At 63.9% G+C, this 19,007-nt stretch carries 22 protein-coding genes and 1 pseudogene; 15 read left to right on the top strand and 8 right to left on the bottom strand.

From position 1 onward, the window contains the following. Positions 1 to 119 precede the first annotated feature (119 nt). The 4 genes from NKH95_RS18215 (at position 120) to NKH95_RS18200 (ending at position 4,417) form a co-directional block, all read left to right on the top strand. The gene (locus NKH95_RS18215; protein ID WP_352892330.1) at positions 120 to 1,616 is read left to right on the top strand and encodes a glucosamine inositolphosphorylceramide transferase family protein; all 1,497 of its coding nucleotides are present in this window, start codon (positions 120 to 122) and stop codon (positions 1,614 to 1,616) included. A gap of 117 nt (positions 1,617 to 1,733) precedes the next feature. Next, positions 1,734 to 2,918 (top strand): FAD-dependent oxidoreductase, encoded by a 1,185-nt coding sequence (locus NKH95_RS18210; protein WP_352892328.1) that lies wholly within the window; start codon positions 1,734 to 1,736, stop codon positions 2,916 to 2,918. 247 nt (positions 2,919 to 3,165) lie between these two features. Then, positions 3,166 to 4,197, top strand: a complete 1,032-nt coding sequence (locus tag NKH95_RS18205) for a hydroxyacid dehydrogenase (protein ID WP_352892326.1) — start codon at positions 3,166 to 3,168, stop codon at positions 4,195 to 4,197. Positions 4,198 to 4,300: 103 nt separating this feature from the next. Then, positions 4,301 to 4,417: a putative RiPP precursor gene (locus tag NKH95_RS18200; protein WP_352632172.1), complete on the top strand. Its 117-nt coding sequence runs from the start codon at positions 4,301 to 4,303 to the stop codon at positions 4,415 to 4,417. A gap of 75 nt (positions 4,418 to 4,492) precedes the next feature. Here NKH95_RS18200 and NKH95_RS18195 read toward each other — a convergent pair whose 3' ends face one another. Next, positions 4,493 to 4,702: a hypothetical protein gene (locus tag NKH95_RS18195; protein WP_023813302.1), complete on the bottom strand. Its 210-nt coding sequence runs from the start codon at positions 4,700 to 4,702 to the stop codon at positions 4,493 to 4,495. Positions 4,703 to 5,356: 654 nt separating this feature from the next. Here NKH95_RS18195 and NKH95_RS18190 point away from each other — a divergent pair. Next, complete coding sequence (locus tag NKH95_RS18190; protein WP_031213618.1) at positions 5,357 to 6,082, top strand: Crp/Fnr family transcriptional regulator; 726 nt, start codon at positions 5,357 to 5,359, stop codon at positions 6,080 to 6,082. Here the strand turns inward: NKH95_RS18190 and NKH95_RS18185 are convergent, their stop codons facing one another. After that, on the bottom strand, positions 6,083 to 6,367 hold the full coding sequence (locus NKH95_RS18185; RefSeq protein WP_128305546.1) for a hypothetical protein: 285 nt from the start codon (positions 6,365 to 6,367) through the stop codon (positions 6,083 to 6,085). Positions 6,368 to 6,596: 229 nt separating this feature from the next. On the opposite strand from NKH95_RS18185, the gene NKH95_RS18180 reads away from it, so the two are divergent. The 3 genes from NKH95_RS18180 to NKH95_RS18170 all read left to right on the top strand — a co-directional run bounded on the left by NKH95_RS18180 (position 6,597) and on the right by NKH95_RS18170 (position 10,081). Beyond that, positions 6,597 to 7,343, top strand: coding sequence for a helix-turn-helix domain-containing protein (locus NKH95_RS18180; RefSeq protein ID WP_352892323.1), 747 nt, complete (start codon positions 6,597 to 6,599; stop codon positions 7,341 to 7,343). Positions 7,344 to 7,506: 163 nt separating this feature from the next. Beyond that, the gene (locus tag NKH95_RS18175) at positions 7,507 to 7,812 is read left to right on the top strand and encodes a hypothetical protein (protein ID WP_023813297.1); all 306 of its coding nucleotides are present in this window, start codon (positions 7,507 to 7,509) and stop codon (positions 7,810 to 7,812) included. A gap of 244 nt (positions 7,813 to 8,056) precedes the next feature. Beyond that, positions 8,057 to 10,081 carry an acyltransferase family protein gene (locus NKH95_RS18170; protein WP_352892320.1) on the top strand — a complete coding sequence of 675 codons (2,025 nt, stop codon included), beginning with the start codon at positions 8,057 to 8,059 and terminating at the stop codon, positions 10,079 to 10,081. A gap of 110 nt (positions 10,082 to 10,191) precedes the next feature. Here the strand turns inward: NKH95_RS18170 and NKH95_RS18165 are convergent, their stop codons facing one another. Then, a complete protein-coding gene (locus tag NKH95_RS18165) occupies positions 10,192 to 10,788 on the bottom strand; it encodes a DUF6456 domain-containing protein (protein ID WP_352892318.1) in 597 nt (198 codons plus the stop codon). 254 nt (positions 10,789 to 11,042) lie between these two features. On the opposite strand from NKH95_RS18165, the gene NKH95_RS18160 reads away from it, so the two are divergent. Beyond that, positions 11,043 to 11,324, top strand: a complete 282-nt coding sequence (locus NKH95_RS18160; protein WP_352551403.1) for a DUF982 domain-containing protein — start codon at positions 11,043 to 11,045, stop codon at positions 11,322 to 11,324. 108 nt (positions 11,325 to 11,432) lie between these two features. After that, on the top strand, positions 11,433 to 11,741 hold the full coding sequence (locus tag NKH95_RS18155) for a DUF982 domain-containing protein (RefSeq protein WP_023813292.1): 309 nt from the start codon (positions 11,433 to 11,435) through the stop codon (positions 11,739 to 11,741). 249 nt (positions 11,742 to 11,990) lie between these two features. On the opposite strand, the gene NKH95_RS18150 is transcribed toward NKH95_RS18155, so the two are convergent. Next, positions 11,991 to 12,641: a GcrA cell cycle regulator gene (locus NKH95_RS18150; protein ID WP_023813291.1), complete on the bottom strand. Its 651-nt coding sequence runs from the start codon at positions 12,639 to 12,641 to the stop codon at positions 11,991 to 11,993. 114 nt (positions 12,642 to 12,755) lie between these two features. Further along, a complete protein-coding gene (locus tag NKH95_RS18145) occupies positions 12,756 to 13,022 on the bottom strand; it encodes a hypothetical protein (RefSeq protein WP_245273285.1) in 267 nt (88 codons plus the stop codon). A gap of 212 nt (positions 13,023 to 13,234) precedes the next feature. Here NKH95_RS18145 and NKH95_RS18140 point away from each other — a divergent pair, with 212 nt between their 5' ends. Next, positions 13,235 to 13,939, top strand: a complete 705-nt coding sequence (locus NKH95_RS18140; protein ID WP_023813289.1) for an XRE family transcriptional regulator — start codon at positions 13,235 to 13,237, stop codon at positions 13,937 to 13,939. Positions 13,940 to 14,180: 241 nt separating this feature from the next. Here the strand turns inward: NKH95_RS18140 and NKH95_RS18135 are convergent, their stop codons facing one another. Beyond that, a complete protein-coding gene (locus NKH95_RS18135; RefSeq protein WP_031213614.1) occupies positions 14,181 to 14,483 on the bottom strand; it encodes a hypothetical protein in 303 nt (100 codons plus the stop codon). A 189-nt stretch (positions 14,484 to 14,672) separates the two neighbouring features. Here NKH95_RS18135 and NKH95_RS18130 point away from each other — a divergent pair, with 189 nt between their 5' ends. The 3 genes from NKH95_RS18130 (at position 14,673) to NKH95_RS18120 (ending at position 16,305) form a co-directional block, all read left to right on the top strand. Continuing rightward, a complete protein-coding gene (locus NKH95_RS18130; protein WP_352892315.1) occupies positions 14,673 to 15,041 on the top strand; it encodes a hypothetical protein in 369 nt (122 codons plus the stop codon). A gap of 89 nt (positions 15,042 to 15,130) precedes the next feature. Continuing rightward, on the top strand, positions 15,131 to 15,727 hold the full coding sequence (locus NKH95_RS18125; RefSeq protein ID WP_128305544.1) for a hypothetical protein: 597 nt from the start codon (positions 15,131 to 15,133) through the stop codon (positions 15,725 to 15,727). Continuing rightward, complete coding sequence (locus NKH95_RS18120) at positions 15,724 to 16,305, top strand: hypothetical protein (protein WP_352892312.1); 582 nt, start codon at positions 15,724 to 15,726, stop codon at positions 16,303 to 16,305. The genes NKH95_RS18125 and NKH95_RS18120 overlap by 4 nt, the downstream gene beginning before the upstream one ends. A 16-nt stretch (positions 16,306 to 16,321) precedes the next feature. Here NKH95_RS18120 and NKH95_RS18115 read toward each other — a convergent pair. Continuing rightward, positions 16,322 to 16,803: pseudogene (locus NKH95_RS18115) on the bottom strand (HIT family protein). 121 nt (positions 16,804 to 16,924) lie between these two features. Between NKH95_RS18115 and NKH95_RS18110 the strand changes: the two are divergent. Next, a complete protein-coding gene (locus NKH95_RS18110) occupies positions 16,925 to 17,506 on the top strand; it encodes a hypothetical protein (protein WP_023813283.1) in 582 nt (193 codons plus the stop codon). 29 nt (positions 17,507 to 17,535) lie between these two features. Here NKH95_RS18110 and NKH95_RS18105 read toward each other — a convergent pair whose 3' ends face one another. Beyond that, positions 17,536 to 18,822, bottom strand: coding sequence for a hypothetical protein (locus NKH95_RS18105; protein WP_023813282.1), 1,287 nt, complete (start codon positions 18,820 to 18,822; stop codon positions 17,536 to 17,538). Between the last annotated feature and the right edge of the window lie 185 nt (positions 18,823 to 19,007).

Here is a 19,007-nt window from a genome sequence, read left to right as displayed (position 1 = left end):
AAATATACATATCGAGGTGTTGGCTACGCAGCGTAGCGGAGACGGATGCAGATGGGGTTACAATTTGACCGGACCGGCCTGGCCGGCAAGGCCGGGCACCGCCTTTTCGGACCTCCACCATGCAGATAAGTCTACGCCTGGACGGCGACTGCGTCCGCGCCTTTCATCTCACGCTGCTGGAGCGCCTTGCCGCGCTCGGCGACGTCGAACTGTCCGTCGATGTCAGGCCCGCGGGCGGCGGCATTCCGCGCAGCGCCGCGGCCCTGTTTCAACTCGAAACGGCGATACACGGACTGGCCCATGATGGACTAGCCAAGCGTGTGCCGCTTTCGGCGCTCGCGCCCTATCGGCGGTCCCCCGCTTCGCCCGACCTGGTCGTCGATCTCTGCGGCGATGTCAGGCTGGAAAGCACACGGGTCTGGCGCGTCACCTATGACGGCGCCAGCGGGGAAGCGGCCTTGCTGGCCCTGATCCTCGCCGGCCGCACGCCGCTTGCCCGCATCGAGGAGAACGGCGTTGCGATCGCCGCCGGGCGTCTGGGCACAGAATATGGCGGCATCGCGCTGGCGTCCTTCCAGGATATGCTGGCGCGCACAGCAAGCCTGATCGTCGCTGCCATGTCAGGCGCGGCAAAGTCGGTGCCCGATCTGCCAGAGCCGGCGCAGGCAGGCAGCCCGCCGCCAATGCCCTCGGCCGGCAAGCTTGGGGTCAGAGCCGGCAAGACGCTGGCGCGGCGGATCGTCCAGAAGATCTATCACCTTTGCTACAACGCGCCGCATTGGAAGGTCGGCTGGCGGCAAACCGGGGGCCGCGATCTTTTCGACCTGCGTGCGCATCCGGCGTCGGGATGGCAAGAGCTGCCGGACGATGGCAGCCGCTTCTACGCCGATCCGTTTCCCATCCTCTACCAGGGCCAGTTGACCCTGTTCGTCGAGGACTATATTCACCGGCTCGGCAAGGCCATCATCTCCGCCGTGCCCTTCGGCCCGGCAGGCCCGCTCGGACGACCTGAACCGGTGCTGGATCTGCCCTACCATCTCTCCTACCCCTTCGTCTTCGAGCGCGACGGCGAGGTCTGGATGGTGCCGGAAAGCTGCGCCAACGGCACCGTCGATCTCTACCGGGCCACCGCCTTCCCCGGTGGATGGGTCAAGGAGGCGACGCTTCTGTCCGGTGTCGTGGCCAGCGACGCCACGCTTGTCGAGCATGGCGGCGCCTGGTGGCTGTTCGCCACCGTCCGCGACGGCGGCGGCGCCTTCTCCGACGCGCTGCATCTGTGGTCGGCGCCGGATTTTCGCGGCCCCTGGACGCCGCACCCCAAAAATCCCGTGCTGATCGACATCGCCTCGGCGCGGCCGGCCGGCCGCATGGTCAGGCGCGGCAACGGCCTGCTGCGCCCGGTTCAGGACTGCCGCAGGAGCTATGGCGCGGCGCTTGGCATCGCACGCATTTCTCACCTTGATTTGATCGGCATGGAGCAGGTCGTTGAAACCATCTTGCATCCAGGTGCGCTATGGAGTGGGCGTAAACTTCACACGCTCAACGAGGCTGGCGGCTTTGAGTTCATCGATGGCTCGGCGATCGCACCGCGCTGGAAGCAGCGGGCCCGCGATTAACCTAAACATTGGTTACTACCAGGCACGCGCTCCGGTTGCTTGCGGTTGATTCAGGTCCGGAAGATATTTTCTACCGGAGATTGTGAACGTGCAGTTGCCACCAGAAAGGGCAGCAGAATGAGTATCTCAGAGGCCTGCCCGGCCGAAGTCGATGTGGCGATCGTCGGTGCCGGAATGGCTGGGACCACCTTAGCCATGCTGTTGGGAAAAGCCGGGCGCAAGGTGGCGCTGATCGATCCGCACCGCGTCCACCACGAGGAGTTCCGGGCCGAGAAGATCGGCATGGATCAGATGCTGCTGTTCGAAAAGCTCGGCCTCGATGCGACACTCAAGCGTCTCGTCACCTCGACGACCGACACGCATGTCTTTCGCCTCGGCCAGTTTTTCGCGCATGAGAAGAAGGCTGAATTCACATTCTCCTACGGCGCGCTGATCAATGGCCTGCGCGATGCCTTGCCTGCGCAAGTGCCGCTGACGGTCGGCAAGGTAACCGAAGTCTCGACTGGACCGGACCGGCAGCGGCTTGTGCTGGCCGACGGCGCCGTCATCGATGCCCGCCTGCTGGTGGTGGCAACCGGCCACGGCGAGGCGGTGCGGCGCGCTGTCGGCGTCGAGCGTATCGAGCAATCGAAGGCGCATTCACTGTCGATGGGATTCGACCTCGCCATCTCGCCGCGTAATTTCGGTCATCAGTCCGTCACCTGCTACAGCAGGCGGGCTGCCGACCGTATCGCCTACATCAGCATCTTTCCCCTCGGCGACAAGATGCGGGCGAACATGTTCCTCTATCGCAATGTGGCCGAAGCGTGGACGCGGGCGTTTCGCCAGGAGCCGCAAAAGATGCTCTGCGAACTGATGCCCGAAATAGCAGCGCGATGCGGAAATTTTGAAATCGCAAGTCCTGTCGAGGTCAGACAGATCAGTCTGAGCACCACGCAAGGCCATCGCCGCGACGGGGTCATCTTCATCGGCGATGCCTTCTGCACGACGTGTCCAACACCGGGCGTCGGCATCGGCCGCGTGATGACCGACGTCGATCAGCTCCATTCGGTTCACATTCCACGATGGCTCGAAACACCAGGCATGGCGGCTGACAAGATCAACGCTTTCTATGACGACCCGGTCAAGGTGGCTGCCGATGAGGATGGCATGCGGGTGAGTTACTATGCCAAGTCGATCACCGCCGGCACCGGACTGGAATGGCGCGCAAGGCGCCTGCGCAACAACACCGCGCGCCAGTTGATGATCATCGGCCGCAAGGTCCGGCATCTGGGACGGCGGCGGGCGCCCAGCATGGCGTAAGCCCGCGCTCTCTCGGCGGAAAGGCGCGGGCCGATCTGAGGCCCCGATCTTCGGCAGGCGATGGAGGGCACCACATGCCGCAAGCATCAACTTTTAGAGACGGCTAGTGTTCCGTCTGGCCCCGCTTGGTCCTGCCCAAGGGCTGTGCTGAACGCGCTTGCAACAGCGCCCCGTCTCGCCTCCCCACGCGATGTTGTAAATCGTTTCATCCAGGGTATTTTGGCCATCGGGAACAGAGGGAATAGTCATGTCCAACAGCGCCTTGCCGCTGGTTATCAGTGCGCCGGAACCACGCACGCTCGACCTGATCTTCACAGCCCGGCAGTTGGGGCGGCTCAAGGCGCAATATCGCATTCTCGAGACGACCGCTGACGGCGTCGCGAAACTGCCGGCCGACGTGCTGGCGGAGGCGCGGTACATCATCGGCCAGCCGCCCATATCGCCCGAAACGCTCGACCGGATGAAGGCGCTGCGCTGCGTCTTCAATGTCGAGACCAACCTCATCAACAACATGCCCTACGAGACATTGTTCGCGCGCGGCATCCATGTCGTCACCACCGGCCTGGTGTTCGCCGAGCCGGTCGCGGAGCTTGGCCTTGCCATGGCGCTCAACCTCGCCCGCGACATCGTCGATGCCGACCTCGCCTTCCGCCAAGGGCAGGAACTGTGGGGCGGCGACGGCAACCAGACGGCGCGGCTCCTGTCCGGCGCCGATGTCGGCATCATCGGTTTCGGCGATCTCGGCCGGGCGCTCAACCGGCTGCTGTCGGGCTTCCGCACCCGCACCAAAGTCTTCGATCCCTGGCTGCCGCCATCCATCCTCATCGACAATGGCGTCGAGCCGGCCTCTCTCGACGAGGTGCTGTCGACCAGCGACTTCATCTTCGTCGTTGCGTCGGTGACCAGCGAGAACCAGGGTTTTCTCGGTGCCGACGCCTTTGCCGGCATGCGCAAGGGCGCCGCCTTCATCCTGCTCAGCCGCGCCGGCGTGGTCGACTTCCCGGCGCTGATGGCGGCGGTGAAGAGCGGCCACATCGTCGCCGCCAGCGACGTTTTCCCCGAAGAACCGCTGGCGCGGGACCATCCGGTGCGCACCCTGCCCGGCTTCCTGCGCTCGGCTCACCGTGCCGGCGCGCTCGACATCGCCTTCAAGCGCATGGGCGATATGGTGCTGGAGGACATGGACCTGATCGACCGCGGCCTGCCGCCGCTGCGCTCCAAGCGCGCCGAGCGCGAGACGGTTTCGCGCATGCGTTCCAAGCCGGCCGACAGGAATTGAAGCGTGGATTTTCGTCCCGGTCGGCCGACCCTCGACAAGGTCGGCTTGACAAGAGCGCGGCCGGCGACGACGCTCCCGCAATCGAATTTTGCGGAGGGAAGCCATGAACATGAAGAAGATCTATGAAAAACCGATTCTGCTCAAACGGCAGAAACTCTCTGCCGTGACGGCGCAGCAAGCCGCTTCAGGAGTGACAGGTCCGACAGGGCCGACAGGCTGACGCCTCGCGGCGTCCAATAAAGGCAGCATTGGACGCGCCTGCGGGTCGGCGGCGAAACGACAGTCGCTCGCAACTTCAGTGTTCATGGCTGCTCTTCGCTCTGCGGGCAACCGCTTCCATAAAAGAGCGCGCGGCAGCGTCACAAGCCGTTCTGGACGGTCCGTTCGCGGACAGCACGACCTCCGCGGCCTTCCGCGACATGCCGTATTTCCGGGCGAAGATCGCAGCGTCGTAAGGTTCGTTTTTGGCTGCCGGTGTCGCGGACGTGATCCTGGCCTTGGTCATTGGCGGGTCCGCCTGAAACTTTCGAGCAACTCGCCTTCATTGCGGCAGCCATTCTGAAACAGCGAAAACACTGTGGCTGCCAGCCGCTGTACGTCCGACTCCCCCGACACGCGGTCAAGTTTGCGCTCCAGGCAGACCCGATCGAAGACGCGCTGGCACAGCTGCAGATCGGAAGGATGGAAACCGGGATTGCGCTTATGAAGGCTCGGCATAAGAAGCCCCTTTCGGAGCAGCGACCACTTCCTTGACGCTGTCGGTCAAAAAATGAAATCGGACTGAGCAAGAGTCAATATCGGCCTCATCACAGTAAGATCGTACAATTCTCCCGCCGGTCTGCCGAACGGTTCTCAGGCCCAGCGCGACATGGCGCTTTGTCATTAGCCGGCGGATTTTATTGGCCCTCACCGTGATCCGACGCTCTCAAGATATATGTCGGTTTTGTACCAAGTGGCGCTTGGTACGTTTCCGACACTAACATTCAGGCCGATCTTTTCATATGCGAACGGGCGTTGGGGGGCGCCGTGCTTCGAATTTCACATCGCATTCATAGCTTTATTCGTTCTGCGCCCCTATACATAGGCGATCGTCCGCACGTTTTTACGGGCACGGACGGCTGGGAGATTGGATGGCTCTTGCCCTGCATTGGGCCACGCCATGTCTGATCCCAACAAAAATCATCAATACCGAAACCAACTGCTGCGACGCATGCCTGCGGATGATCTGGCGTTGCTCGAGCCGCACATGCAGCGCTGCGACTTGCCGCTACGCATGATGCTTGTGACCCCGAATATTCCGATCGAGGCCGTCTACTTCATCGAACAGGGCATCGGTTCGGTGGTCGCCAGCACGGCGAGCGGCCAAGAGGCCGAAGTGGGCTTCATCGGCTTCGAAGGCATGACGGGATACTCCCTGGTGATGGGCGACGACCGTGCGCCGCATGCCTGTTATGTACAACTCGAAGGCGAGGCGATCCGCATCGAAGCCGGCGCATTCAAGGCAGCATTGGCGGCAAGTGCGACCATGCGCATGTTCCTGCTGCGCTTCATCAACGCGCTACAAACCCAGGCCGGCTGCACCGCGCTCGTCAACGCGCGGCTGAAGCTCGAGGAGCGGCTGGCGCGATGGCTGCTCATGTGCGACGACCGCGTGCCGGGCGAACATCTCGCCATCACGCACGAATTCCTGGCCATCATGCTTGGTGTCAGGCGGCCAGGCGTCACCGTTGCCCTTCAATTGCTCGAAGGCCGCGCGCTGATCCGCTCGCGTCGGGGCGAGATCGTCATTCGTGACCGCGCCGGGCTGCTGGAACTTGCCAATGGCAGTTACGGCGAAGCCGAGGCCGAATATGCAAGGCTGATCGGCGAGATCGGCGCGCCCTGATCAGGAGCGGTCGCCGCCGGCATCCGGCTTGCCCGATGTCGCTTTGCCGGGCAGCGCCGCACCGCCTTCAAATGCGCCTCGGCCAATCGGCCCATCCCTGCCGACCGGCAAGCCGGCATGCTCCAGACTTGCAAGCTTGCACTTCGTCTGCTCGGCCGCCGCTCCGACAAGGCAGTCGATGGTGAACATGGCACCGGCGTGCTCGCTTGCCGCGACCGCCTGGCGGATCTTCGTCAATTGCGCTTGTGTGTAGTCCAGAAGCTCGACCAGGCCGGTATGATCCAAACCGCCCTCCATTGCAGGATGTCGAGAGGCCGATCTGAGGTCGCTCTTGCCACCGAAATACGCCCATTTGCGGGGCTTGCATAGCCGGACTGTCAAAATCGTACAGTCTACGCGCCACGGGATCCTCGCCCTATTGGACAAAGGTCCATCTTCGCACCCTCGCTACGTCATGCAAGTGTATATAAGCTATCGCTTGAATACTGGTCCGTACGTCTGTCGGGGAGATGTCGTGCCAATCCGCGAGAATCTCGCCGCCAATCTCAGGCGGCTGGTCCAACGCCACGCTTCCGTCAGCGCGGTGTGCCGTGAGCTTGGCATCAACCGCACCCAGTTCGAGCGCTATCTGCAAGGCAAGGCGGTTCCCAACAAAGCCACCGCCAGGCTGATCTGCGACTATTTCAAGATCGACGAGGATGAGTTGTATCGTGAGCCGGCCGCCGCGGCAGCCAAGGGCGACAGCAATGCAACGCTGCGCGAGTCACTGTACGAGAACATGGTGCGGCCGCCGTCGCCCGCCATCGCCGGAGGCACCTATTTCACCTATTTTTCGATCCCCGGCCGACCCGATTTTTTGATGCGCTCGGTCACCTTCGTGCGGCGTGAGGCCGATCTCGTCACCTTCAGGCGGGTAACGCGCTGGGCTCCGGTCGATGGCCAGGGTGGTTCGAGGATGCCCGGCAACCATTACGGCGTGGCGATCTCGCGCCTGAACTGGATCTATTTCACAGGCATCAACCGCCGCCAGACAAGCGAGCCCTCGATCATGACCGTACAGTGGGCGCCCATCTCCGAACCAGTTCTGGTCGGCAGGGCGATCGTCCTCACCGGATCGGGGCCGGCCTTTGTGTCGGTCATCATGCGGCAGGACGTCACCAGGATCAGCATGAGGCGAGCGATGCTGATGGCCCATATCGTCAGTCTCGACGACCCCAGCGTCGATCGGCTGGTGGTCAGTCTTGCACGCGAGACCCGCTAAACTCGCTTTCTACGGGAAAAATCGGGGAAAGTTTCAAGTTTTTCGACTATATTTTTCTTCGTTTCGGGATTTTTGCGCAAAAAATGCCGGAACTTTCACCCAAACCTGTCGTTTTCCAACTGATCGTTGCTTCGACGATCCCAAGCAACAGGAGGAGTACACCATGAACATCAAGATGATCTGTTTCGGCGCGATGACGCTCTCGATGGTTGCCGGCTCCGCGCTTGCGGCAGGCGACACCGGCACGTCGGCTCTCGACGATCCGGCCAAGATGCAGCCCTTCTACACCGATAGCGGCATGAAGACGATGGTCAGCAACGACGACTTCGTTAAAGCCTGGAAGGCCCTTACGCCGGACGACCAGACCGCGATGATGAAGGCCTGCGAGGACGAGGCGAAGGACGCCACTGCGGCCAACAGCCATCCGGAATTCTGCAGCAGCGTGAAAGCGAACGGCGGCAGCAAGTAGCAATCCGGCGAACCGATGAGAAACAGCCCCTTCGCGGGGCTGTTTTGCGTCTGCCGCAGGGCGCGCGGCCAAGCCCGCCACGCCACGATCAAGCCCGGCCGGCGCGCCGGCCCATTTCCATTCCTGCTATGTTGCACTGCGACAAAATTGTTTTATGTTGCACTGCGATAAATTTGTTGCATTGCGATATCAGCCTGCCCGGCCGACGTTGCGCAGGGGCTGGGCCTTGCACGAAGGAGCCGTCGTGGCAGCATCGTTCCGGTCGGACATACAAGGATTGCGCGCGCTCGCTGTCGGCGGTGTCGTCGCCTACCATTTCGGCCTCACCTCGCTCCCCGGCGGCTTTGCCGGCGTCGACATCTTCTTCGTCATCTCGGGCTGGCTGATAACAACCCACCTCATGCAGGAGATCGGCGAGACCGGCCGGCTCGACCTTTGGCGCTTCTATGCCAGGCGCGCGCGGCGGCTTCTGCCGGCAGCTTTGTTCGTCATCCTGGTTACGCTGGCCGCCGGCTACTTCATCCTGGCGCCGCAGGAGCAGGCGCTCTATTCGCGCGGCGCCATGTTCGCCTCCGCCTATGCCATCAATCTGTGGCTGCTGCGCTGGTCGTTCGACTATTTCGCCGCCGACGCCACCAGCAATCCCTTCATCCACTTCTGGTCGTTGTCGGTGGAGGAGCAGTTCTATCTGGCCTGGCCGGCGCTGCTTCTGCTGGCCGCCTGGCTGCGGCCGGGCCGGCGAACGGCCGCAGCCGTGATCGGCGTTGCCGGCCTTGCCTCCTTCGCCGCCTGCCAGTGGCTGACCAGCGCGGCGCCGGCCTGGGCCTTCTATTTCTCGCCGCTGCGCGCCTGGGAGTTCGCTGCCGGCGGCCTGGCGACGCTGGTCCCCATGGCTTTGCTGCAGCACCGCATCTGGCTGCGGGCCGCACTTGGCTGGCTCGGCCTGGCGCTGATCGCGACCGCCTATCTCCTGTTGAGTGAGGACCTGCCCTTCCCCGGCTGGTACGCGTTGCTGCCGGTAGCGGGCACCGTGCTGGTGCTGCTGAGCGGCGTCGGCGGGTCGCAGACCAATAGACGGACCGGCTGGCAAGCCCTTGGCCCGGCTACCGCTTTGTCCCTGCCGCCCTTGCAATGGATCGGCACGCTCTCCTATTCGCTCTATCTCTGGCATTGGCCGGTCATCGTCTATGCCGGGATGCTGGCGCCGGACCTTTCCGTGCCGCAGCGCCTTGGCTGTGGCGTGCTGGCGCTCGCGCTGTCGGTGCTCACCTATCATTTGATCGAAGACCCGGCGCGGCGCGGCGCCTGGATGGCGGTGGGCGCCCGCGCCTTTCCCAGGGTCATTCCAGACGCAAAACCGCTCCGCGCTTTTCCCGGCCTTGTGCTGGTTCCCGCGCTGATGCTGACCGGCACCGGCGTGGCGGTCGCCTATGCCAACGCGCATCTGGCCACGCGCAATATCGGCCCCGAGCAGCGCGGCATCGAGCAGGCGGTCGAAAGACCTTCCATCGCGCGGGCCGTCGACAAGAACTGCCTGGCCGACTTCCAAACGGTGACGCCGAAACCCTGCATGTTCGGCCCGGCCGATGCCACCCGCACCATCGTGCTGTTCGGCGATTCGCACGCCGACCAGTGGTCGACGCCGCTGATCGAGGCGGCCAAGCGCAACGACACAAAGGTCATCACCTATCTTAAATCATCGTGCCGCGCCTCGCGGCTCTCCACCTTCAACACCGTGCTGAAGCGCGACTACACCGAATGCGACGCCTGGCGCGAGCAGGCCATATCAGAGATCATCCGCCGCAAGCCGCGCCTGGTGGTGATCTCCGAATTTTCCATCGGCAATCTGACCCGCGACCTGCCCGCCGCCGAACGCACCGCCGAAGTAGCGCGCTGGCAGGCCGGCCTGCGCTCGACCTTGCAGGCCTTCAGCCGGGCCGGTGTCGAGACGGCTGTTATCCGCGACACGCCGATCAACGCCAGCTTCGCCGGCTCCTGCGTGGCGCGCACCCTGTGGTGGCGCGAAGCCCCCTCGCCGCACTGCGATACGCCAAGGGCGGACGCCGCCAACGACAGCACCGCCGCCGCCGAGCGCGCCGTGGTGACCAGCGTACCCGACACCCGCTACATCGACCTCACCAACCAATTCTGCGGCCCGACCACCTGCCACGTCGTCATATCAGGCAAGCTGGCGTTTCGTGACAGGCACCACCTGGCGACGGGCTTTGCCGAGACACTGGCGGGGCCATTGGAGAGGGCCTTGTTTTAGGCGCCTGGGTATCTGCGCCCGGTCCGCATTGTTCATCACATCTTGCGAATCTGTGGAACGGGCTTGATCACGGATCCGGCCGGCATCGCCGGTCGGATCCATTTCACCCCTCACCGCCTCATCATCATCATCCCGTAATGCACTGCCAACAAATCCAGCCCCACCTTCAGCAGCTTCGTCACCACGTTCCGGCCCTCGCCGGTCTGCTCGGCCAGGCGCTTGAGGGAACCGTCCGCGCAGCAGACTTGTCGCACCACGGCGGCCACCTCCCAATGGCCTAGCGCTCTTGTGGCGACGGCATAGGCCCTGCCGGCGTCGAGCACGCTGTCGGCGATGCCGCCGCCATCGCGGCCACCGTCGACGCGCTCGGTCCAGCGCATCGGCTTGACATCAGCCTGCTGGCTGCAGCGGAAATCCTCGCGGTAGCGCAGGCCTGCCTCGCGCTGCTGGCGCGACAGCGAGGTGATGCCGATAAGCGCATCGATGGCGCGCATCCGCACGATGCCGCCGGTCGCGGCGTAGCCGTCATTCGACACTTCGTAGACACGGGCAGCCTCCAGCGTCCCCGCCGCCAGCCGCTTGCGGCCGAAGGCGTCATCCCTGAGCGCGAAATCATGGCCGACCTCGCGGCGTATGCGCACCTGCTCGGCCTCGCCCTTCGGCAATTTCGGCGCCTGCGGTTTTGCGGGTTTGGTCTTTTTGCTCATGGGAGACTCCTGGTTGGGTCGGATGGTGGGAGGCCGGCAAGTGGCGATCCTTCGCGCGCCCTCTGCCCTGCTGGGCATCTCCCACGTGGTCGGCAGAGCGGAGCGGGACGCTGTTCCTTTGGCCTTCAATGAACCGGAGGTCATCGCCCTCTTCGCCGCCGCGCCAGCATCCTTGCCGACCGGCATCCAGGCAGATGGAACCGGCGCGAGCTTTTCGACGTTATGTCGCGTCCATGCCAAGGGGAGGTTCGCCGATGACAGCCTTCATGCCGGTTACCGTGCGCTTTTGCGACAACAAAACCATGCTGGTCAGTTCGGTGGCCGGCGCAGCCGAGGCACTGCGCCACCAATGGCCCGACAAGACAGCACCTGGTTATCTCGAGGCGACGCGGCTGGTTACGCTCGCCGTCGACGGCACCTGCTGCCAGCGCATCGCATTCGACGCCTTCACCAGGGCGGCCAAGCAACAGAACATACTGGTGGCCAGGCCCAAAAGCCGCGCCCATGACTGGCTGAACGCGGTGGCTAGTCCATGAGGATCGCCAGCCAGCCGAAAAATTGATGCAACCGCCCGCCAGCGGAGCGCGTTTAAGGATGCGGTAGACAGAGCCGCGCGCAAAGCGAAGGTGAACGCGGTGGGTACGATGAAAACCGGAGTGCCGCTCAAAGTGCGGGTGGAGGATGAGGTCGAAGAGATCGACAGCGTCAGCGAAGCCGCCGATTTTCTGCAGCGCTGGCCGCTGGAGCGACGCGGCCATGTCTACCGCAGCGCGCTTAACGCCTGCAGCGCGGCGATCGCCGCGCAGATTTCCGAAGCCGACGCCATGAAGGTGTTTACCGGCTTTGCCCGGGTGACCGGCATATTGATCGCCGAAGGCAACCCGGCGATGGCGATGGACGCAAGGAGCATGCAGAGCCGCACGCCCAAGCAGGGCCGGCAGATGCCGAAGTAAGATTCTGGCGATTTTGCTCCGGGCTTGATTCATCTCAGATCCTCCACCTCTGTGCGGCGAGGCAGCCCCCTCACCCAGCCTCCGCTTCGTTCGGCTGACCATTCCGGGGCGAGCCACGTGTCTCGCCCGTCCTTCGGACCCCGAGGGGAGAGGAGACTTGCACCGTCGGTGCCCTCCTCTTCTCCCAGCGGGGAGAAGGTGGCCCGAAGGGCCGGATGAGGAGGCTGGCGCAGCAACGGGGGAGCGGGCTCATCCCGCCACAAATACGCGGCGCTGGAAGCGCGCCTGATGATAGGTGCAATAGCTTTTCAGCGGCGTGGTGCGCATGCCGCAGCACAGCATGTCGGCGCCCGGCCGGCTGCCGGGCGCATCGTTTTCAGAATCCTCCTCCACCGTCAGATCCAGCGGCGCGCGGCAGCGTGAAAACAGGCAATCGATGAAGCGCATCGCCACGCCATGCGGCTGCCGGCCGATGGCCGCGCGCGGCGGCGCCGGCACCTCCAGGCGATAGGCTACGCCGTCGGCGATCAGCACGCCCGCCTCGCGCACGAACGAATGGGCGCGCCTGGGCCGGGCCACTTCACGCGCATGGATATCCTTGGCGGCAAGCACGCCATGCATCTTGCCGACGGCAGGCGTCGCATTCGCCGACATGCCATCGGCCCGCTTGCTTCCAGCGCGCTTGCCCCCGGCCTGTCTGGCTCGCGGCGGCGGCCCCTTGCCATTGGCAAAGCCGATCGCGCCCAGCATGGCGTTACGATGCACGATGCCGATGATGGCGTCGCGCGACACCGGACTGCCACGCAGCGCGGTGAACGCGACTGCAATCCTGGAGGCTGAAAGCCCGTCCTTCAGCCAGCGGCCGATCTCGTGCAATTCCGCGTCGCTATAGCTTGCCATATACCAGCTCCATCCAAAGTTCGGCCGCGCGCCGTCGGGCAGCGTCAAGGTTCGACCCGGTGGCCGGGCCGCAGTCAGGTTGTTTTTCAAGAGCCGGCTGTCAGCCGGCCAGCCTCAGCCGGATTGGGCCGATTTCCCGCCGGCAAGGTGCAAAAGCCGCGCCTCGGCCGTGTTTCTGTCCAGGGCGGAAACCGCCCTGCCCGTTAGCCTGTCCAACAGGATGACGGTGCCGTCCTCGGTGCGGATGCAGGATCGGCCAGCCGAAAAAACAGCGCCGGCGCCATGCCGGCCGAATTGGGGACCGGAGCCGCTGGGAGCGGCGGCTCCGGCCGTTCCGGTCGCCGGAAACAGGCGGACCGGACCCGAGGCTGGTGCAGTCAAGCACTGAGCCTCGGGCTTCACCCCGGCCGGGGAGGAGGACGGCCGGGGCGGAAGGGAATGGGCGGCGGTTATGACCGCCGGATGCGCCTCGCGTGAGGCCGGCGACTCGGCGCCATCAAAGCTGGACAGGTTTTGCATGACCGGATATAAGCATAACTCGAAAATATATGCAAGCCATTCTTTCATAGACGAGAGCCGCTTTCATCGCTCACATGGGCGCCATGGCAAAAACGGAACTGTCGATCAAGGTCGGGGCGGCGATCCGCAAGGCGCGCAAGCAGCGCGGCCTGGTCATGCGCCACATTGCGGAGCACAACGACACCGATGTCGCCGCCGTCGGCAACTGGGAAACCGGCCGCAATCTGCCCAAGACCGAGAACCTCCTGAAGACCGCCGCCTTCCTGCGCGTCGACCCGGTGGCGCTGGGCCAAGGGCAGGTCGTGTTTCTCGACGATGCCGGACCGGTCGCCGACGCGGAGATCGTCACCGATGCCGGTCCGCTGCCCGCCGGTTCGATGGATATCGAGGTGCTAGGCGCGGCCGTCGGCGGCGACGATGGCGATTTCACCTTCAACGGCGAGCCGGCAGGCTACGTCCAGCGCCCGCCGGGCGTGCGCAACCTGCCGAAGGTGTTCGCCCTGCACGTGCTCTCGGATTCCATGGTGCCGCGTTACGAGCCCGGCGACCTGATCTATTGCGGCGGCCGCGACGCGGTGCCCGGCGACCACGTGGTGATCGAGACCTTCCCCGAAGAAAACGAGCGCAACGGCAAGGCCTTCATCAAGAAGCTGGTCAAACGCACGGCGGGCGAGTTGGTGGTCGAGCAATACAATCCGCCGAAGACGCTGACCTTCAACCGCTACGCCATCAAACATGTCTGGCGCGTGATTTCGCTGAAGGAATTGCTGGGGTATTGAGGAGCGCTTCTTGCCTTCTCCCCTTGCGGGGGTGAAAGGCGGTCCGCACAGCGGACGAAAAGCCAATTGCTTGGCTTTTCGAGCCTTGAACGCCCTGAGCTTGCGAAGGGCCGGGTAGCGCAGGATCCACCTGCCGGGTCCCCGCTGCTTCGCAGCGCCCCGGCGTTCGCTGGCCTTTGATCGTGCCACTGGCACGATCAATTCGCTTACGCGAACCGGCCGTTCACCCTTTCGACAAGACTCAAGCCCGCCGCGCTCCCTCCAGCGGCACCTCGCGATCGCTCAGCATCTGCGCTTCGCTACGCACGCGCTGGCGCTCGTCGATGAAGGCCGCCTGGATCGTAACGGTCGCCCCCGGCAGTCCGTCGGCACGGCAGGCCGAGCAGACGATGCGGCCCGACAGAGCGGCAAGCGGCGTGTTCCTCGTCACGCCGAACCGCTTCAACTGATCGGGCCGCCACCAACGGTTGCGGCCGCAATCCGCGCACTCGACCGAGATCGAGGCGACATGCGCCATTGTTGGTTCCCTGCCCGGCAATGCCATCGCCCCTGCCTCGTCTTTGTTCCTGATTTGTTCGCATATTCCTGTGTTTTGCGCCCGGAGTCGAGTCGCAGTTTTCAAACTTTCCCAGAAGTTTTTCTTCTAAGGTAATTTGAGTTATGCTTTCACGCTGGATATGCAAATGTGAGTCGGAGCACGAACCCGCCCATTGCATCAAACCCGGGAGCGATAATGGACGCCCTTGCCGCCGATTTTGCCCGTTCCTGCGGTTACGCCGGCGACAGCCTGGCCCTGCTTGAAGCCTTCGAAGCCATCCGCCGCAACGGCATCGCCCACGCCCGTCAGGATCACGTCAGGCGCAAGGCGGTGATCGACGCGTTGAAACCGTCGGAGGCGCTGTTCCTGGCCGCGATTGGCCCGGCCCTCTCGGCGGAGGAGGCCATCGAGGACGCCGTCCGCTTCATAGCCTGCTGGCGCAACATACCGCGCTGGCGCCCGGAGCGGCGCCTGCCCGACCTGATCAGGGCCAAGCAACAGCGGCTGGTGGCGCGGTATTTTCGTCGCCATGGCCATCTTCTATGGGCGCGCGAAGCAGCGTGAGGCTGGACCAGCCATTTGCGGGTTCCATCAGCAATTTTTTCTTTCTAGACTGCGCAGGGGTGGCTGATCGTCGACGTGCATAGTTTGGAATGTTCAAGACTGCCCGCTTAAAATTTCAAACCTGGATAACGGCCGGCGCGGGAACCATCGCCGCCCTGTTCGTCGCCGGCCTGATGGGCGCGTTCGGCGCCCTGCCCCCCCACGCCCCGCCGCAATTGCCGCCCGATGCCGGCATCGATGCCGGGCGTTGGCATCTCAAGCCGGTGCGTGCATATGTCAGCCGCGCCAAGGTCTATGGCGTGCCGCTGAAACCAGGCCAGAAGGCGCTGGTGCTGGAGGTCGACCTGACCAATCGCACGGCGCAATCCGACAAGGCCTATTTCAATGTCTTCACGCCGGACGGACTCGCTCTGCTCGACGGCCTGCCGATGATCGCGCTGACCCGTGATTCGACTCTGACGCCGGAACTGCATCCCGGCATGACCGAACGCATGGCCTATGTCTGGCCGCTTGCCGGCGACGCCATCGTGCCGGCAAATCTCAGCTTCGGCATCATCGCCGAGATCTTCAAGCCGCGCGACAACCTTTACGGGACGCCCGGCTGGTTCAATCCCACTCGGCTCGGCACCGTCACCTTGCCCGTCGTCGACCTGCCCGTGGCAGACTCACGGAAAGGCGGCTCATGAATATCCGGGCCATCGGCAATCTCCTGATCCTCGCCACCACCGTGGCGCTGAGCTACGGCATGCAGGTGTCGAAGCCGCATTATGCCGAGCTCACCGCACCGATCCCGGTCGACGGCGCCGTCCACGACACGGTGCGGGCGCGCAGCTTCGCTGTCCGCCTCGACAGAGTGGTCTTTGCCCGCACGCTGAAGAGCGACCAGTTCGGCCAGGAGAAGCTTTTGACGACCAGCGGCCTGTGGGCGGTGGTGACGACCAGTCTCACCGCCACCAGCACCTCCACCACGGTCGCCGACGGCACCTGGCAAGGCCCGACCGGCCTGCGCTACCACCAGAGCGAACGGCTGGGCTACCGCCAGGACATGCCGCCGCATTCCATTGATCCGGGGTTGGAAAGACGCGGCCTGTTCATCTTCGAGATGCCGCCCGACCAGATCCCCGGCGCCAGCCTGCTGGTCGCCGGGCGCCGGTTCGGCCCGCTCGACGCCCAGGCCCGCATCAGCCTCGACGCGGTGCCGACCGGCGCCGATGGCCAGCCAGCGGATGTCTTGCCGCAATACGATCTTGATGCGCGACTGTAGGAAGGGGCGCGCAAGCCTAACTGCCCATGACCTGGCGCAGCAATGCAATCACTTCCGCAACAGAAGGACCTTCGACAGGGGGTGGATCGGCCCGCTCACAAAATTCCCTCCAAATAAACAGCGTGAGTTCCGCGCCATCGGTGCCCGGTTCGCTTGACGCATCAGTGAACTGTTCAAGGATCGATATCGATGGTCGGACCAGAAGAGCCGTTCGACCCAGTCATAGACAGGTATCAGGTGAAAATGGAACGAATGACCCGGAGAATGGCCGTAGCGACTGATGTAGAGCCGGTTAGGCCGCAGCCGCGACGTCAATGCCTTCTGAGCTTCCGCAAGCAATGGGCCCAATTCGGCCAGAGCCGCTTGCGGCAGTTCCAAGAGGTTGTTGGTCGGCAGCTTGGAACCAAGCACCAGGTACCCGGGCAGAGCAGAGTCAGTCCGGTGGCTCAGGAGCCAGAAATCCGTCGCGGAAATCTGAAACGGTTCGGGACTCTGCAAATTTTGTTCTCCGATGCAGGGAGCTCAATCGTTTCAGAGTAACCCAGCTTGAACCCAAAGCAATTCCGCAGCGCAGTTTGCGCTCGAAACTCTCAACACTGAGCAAGACCAAGGCAAAGGCATGACCGCAGTTTCGACCGATCTCGAACCAGCCGCCGACGAAGGCCGAGAGACCGAGAAAAAATGGCGCCGGCGCGGTCTTGCCGCGCTCGCTATCCTGCTGCCGCTGACGCTGGCCGAGACCAGCTATGACAGCGTCCGTGAATGGCTGCACGGCGACGACCTCATCGCCAGGGATGTCGAGTTCGGCCAGTCCGTGCCATTCGGCGGCAGCGAGTGGCGGCTGGCCGATCTGCGCGGCGGCAAGGCCGGCCGCTTGCCCGACCACGCCTTCGCCGTCATCGCCACCTTTGCGGTAACGGTTGGCGACCCCGATCTGCAAAAACAGTGGCTGGGCTGCAAGGTGATACTGACCGACGCCGCCGGGCGCCGCTGGCTGTCCGACTTCATCTCCGGCGTCGGCCTGCCGGACGGCGTGATGAACTGCACCTCGGCGATCTTCTCCGGCGCCAAGAAGGGCGAAATCATCACCGTGGGCGAAACCTTCATCGTGCCCGAGGACGCCATCAAGACCATCCGCCCGGCTGTCGGATTGGGCAGCGAGCGGCCGTGGTTCCTGCGCTTTCAGAGGCCGCCGAAGTGAGCGTCCTTCTCCCCGTAAACGGAGAGAATTCACTTCCCCGCCCGCTTCGCCATCGAAAACGCTGTCTCCAGCACGGCGGCGAGAAAGCATATGCGCAGCGGCTCGATCAGGATGCCGGTGGAGGAATCCTGGAACGGGCTGCCGAACAGCAGCGTCACGCCATGCGAAAAAATCTGCCAGACGTCGAGCTCGTGCGGACCGATCAGCCGCGTCGTGCCCAGCCATAGCCAGGCAGCGCCCCAGTCGAGCAAGCGGTAGCCGACGACCAGCGTGCACAAAAGCACCAGACTGGAGCTGACTGTCAGCCGAACCCCGTTGGCGATCGGCAGATAGCGCGAGCGGTAACCCGCGATGAAATGCTCGACGAAATCACGCAGGAATTTCGGCAGGCCGACATAGCGCCGGCCGGCGCGCTCCAGCCGGCCGTGCACGCGCATCAGGGCGGCATCGTCGCGCACGTCATAGCCATAGATCAGCGCCGCCATCACCAGCCAGATCAGCGGCAGCAACATGAAGAAGAACAGGTTGACGGCAACCGTCGATGGCGCGATCGACTCGACCGGCACCATGGGGGCGGCCGAGGCCATCGGCACCGGGTTCGCCAGCCCGTCCACTGAGGCCTGCAGGGCCGACCAGAAATTGCGGCTCATCAGCCATTGCAGCGCCGAGTCCTTCCAGCGGCTGATCACATAGAGGCCAACGAAGATCCAGTTGGTCTCGCAGATCACCACGACGATCTGCCAGAACGAGGCGGCTTTCGTTTTCGTCTGCATGAATTTGGCCAGCCGGTGGATCAGCCAGGACACCGCCACCGAGACCAGCAGCCAGCGCGAATCGAGCACGTCGAGCACATTGGCGCTCTGGCCGAAATCGGCCTGGTCGAGCGTGGCGCGCGAATATTGGCGAACGATGTCGCCCAGAAATCCCCAGGCCGCGTAATAGGCGAAGAACGGCAGCAGCGCGATGGTGATCATCCGCACCAGCCGCGAGCCGCGCCGGTCCACAGCACCCGGCTCCTTGACGGCTTGCGCCTCGGTGGTTGCGGCCTTGTCCGCGCTGCGCTGCGCGGCCAGCACATGCGGCAGGCCGGGGCGCAACACATGGAACATCGCCACCGTCACCACCAGCTGCGCCAGCGCCACCAGCGTCAGCATCGCCAGCCCGGCGAAGTGATTGGCCAGCGCCACCTTCGCCGCGAGCTGCATGAGGAGATCGCCGACCAGCACGCCGGCCAGCACGAGTGCCACGAGTTGCGGCCAGAACCGCCGCAGCAGCGAAAAACTCAAGGTGATCGGTCTGATGATATCGGCAAACATGAGGTTCTCTCACGATGCCACCCGCCCCAGGTCTTTCTAGCAAAGCATGCTTGTTTTGCAAGAATGGGGGTCCCTAGCAAGCGCAGGTGCGAGGCACCCCCCTTGTATCTACACGAGAGAGATTTCGTGGGATTAGAGCGATTGAGCCAAGGTCCGGGCGGCCGCCCGGACCTTGGCTTGGCGAA

The organism is Mesorhizobium sp. M0848 (genome assembly GCF_040319805.1).
Classification (GTDB): Bacteria; Pseudomonadota; Alphaproteobacteria; order Rhizobiales; family Rhizobiaceae; genus Mesorhizobium.
This window is presented reverse-complemented; position numbering and strand designations above follow the sequence as displayed.

Coding starts and splice junctions, on each gene's coding strand:
- NKH95_RS18130 (WP_352892315.1), top strand. CDS start 14,673: ATGGACGCCCTTGCCGCCGATTTTGCCCGTTCCTGCGGTTACGCCGGC.
- NKH95_RS18175 (WP_023813297.1), top strand. CDS start 7,507: ATGAACATCAAGATGATCTGTTTCGGCGCGATGACGCTCTCGATGGTT.
- NKH95_RS18150 (WP_023813291.1), bottom strand. CDS start 12,641: ATGGCAAGCTATAGCGACGCGGAATTGCACGAGATCGGCCGCTGGCTG.
- NKH95_RS18135 (WP_031213614.1), bottom strand. CDS start 14,483: ATGGCATTGCCGGGCAGGGAACCAACAATGGCGCATGTCGCCTCGATC.
- NKH95_RS18215 (WP_352892330.1), top strand. CDS start 120: ATGCAGATAAGTCTACGCCTGGACGGCGACTGCGTCCGCGCCTTTCAT.
- NKH95_RS18120 (WP_352892312.1), top strand. CDS start 15,724: ATGAATATCCGGGCCATCGGCAATCTCCTGATCCTCGCCACCACCGTG.
- NKH95_RS18110 (WP_023813283.1), top strand. CDS start 16,925: ATGACCGCAGTTTCGACCGATCTCGAACCAGCCGCCGACGAAGGCCGA.
- NKH95_RS18165 (WP_352892318.1), bottom strand. CDS start 10,788: ATGAGCAAAAAGACCAAACCCGCAAAACCGCAGGCGCCGAAATTGCCG.
- NKH95_RS18195 (WP_023813302.1), bottom strand. CDS start 4,702: ATGACCAAGGCCAGGATCACGTCCGCGACACCGGCAGCCAAAAACGAA.
- NKH95_RS18190 (WP_031213618.1), top strand. CDS start 5,357: ATGTCTGATCCCAACAAAAATCATCAATACCGAAACCAACTGCTGCGA.
- NKH95_RS18200 (WP_352632172.1), top strand. CDS start 4,301: ATGAACATGAAGAAGATCTATGAAAAACCGATTCTGCTCAAACGGCAG.
- NKH95_RS18210 (WP_352892328.1), top strand. CDS start 1,734: ATGAGTATCTCAGAGGCCTGCCCGGCCGAAGTCGATGTGGCGATCGTC.
- NKH95_RS18160 (WP_352551403.1), top strand. CDS start 11,043: ATGACAGCCTTCATGCCGGTTACCGTGCGCTTTTGCGACAACAAAACC.
- NKH95_RS18105 (WP_023813282.1), bottom strand. CDS start 18,822: ATGTTTGCCGATATCATCAGACCGATCACCTTGAGTTTTTCGCTGCTG.
- NKH95_RS18140 (WP_023813289.1), top strand. CDS start 13,235: ATGGGCGCCATGGCAAAAACGGAACTGTCGATCAAGGTCGGGGCGGCG.
- NKH95_RS18125 (WP_128305544.1), top strand. CDS start 15,131: ATGTTCAAGACTGCCCGCTTAAAATTTCAAACCTGGATAACGGCCGGC.
- NKH95_RS18155 (WP_023813292.1), top strand. CDS start 11,433: ATGAAAACCGGAGTGCCGCTCAAAGTGCGGGTGGAGGATGAGGTCGAA.
- NKH95_RS18205 (WP_352892326.1), top strand. CDS start 3,166: ATGTCCAACAGCGCCTTGCCGCTGGTTATCAGTGCGCCGGAACCACGC.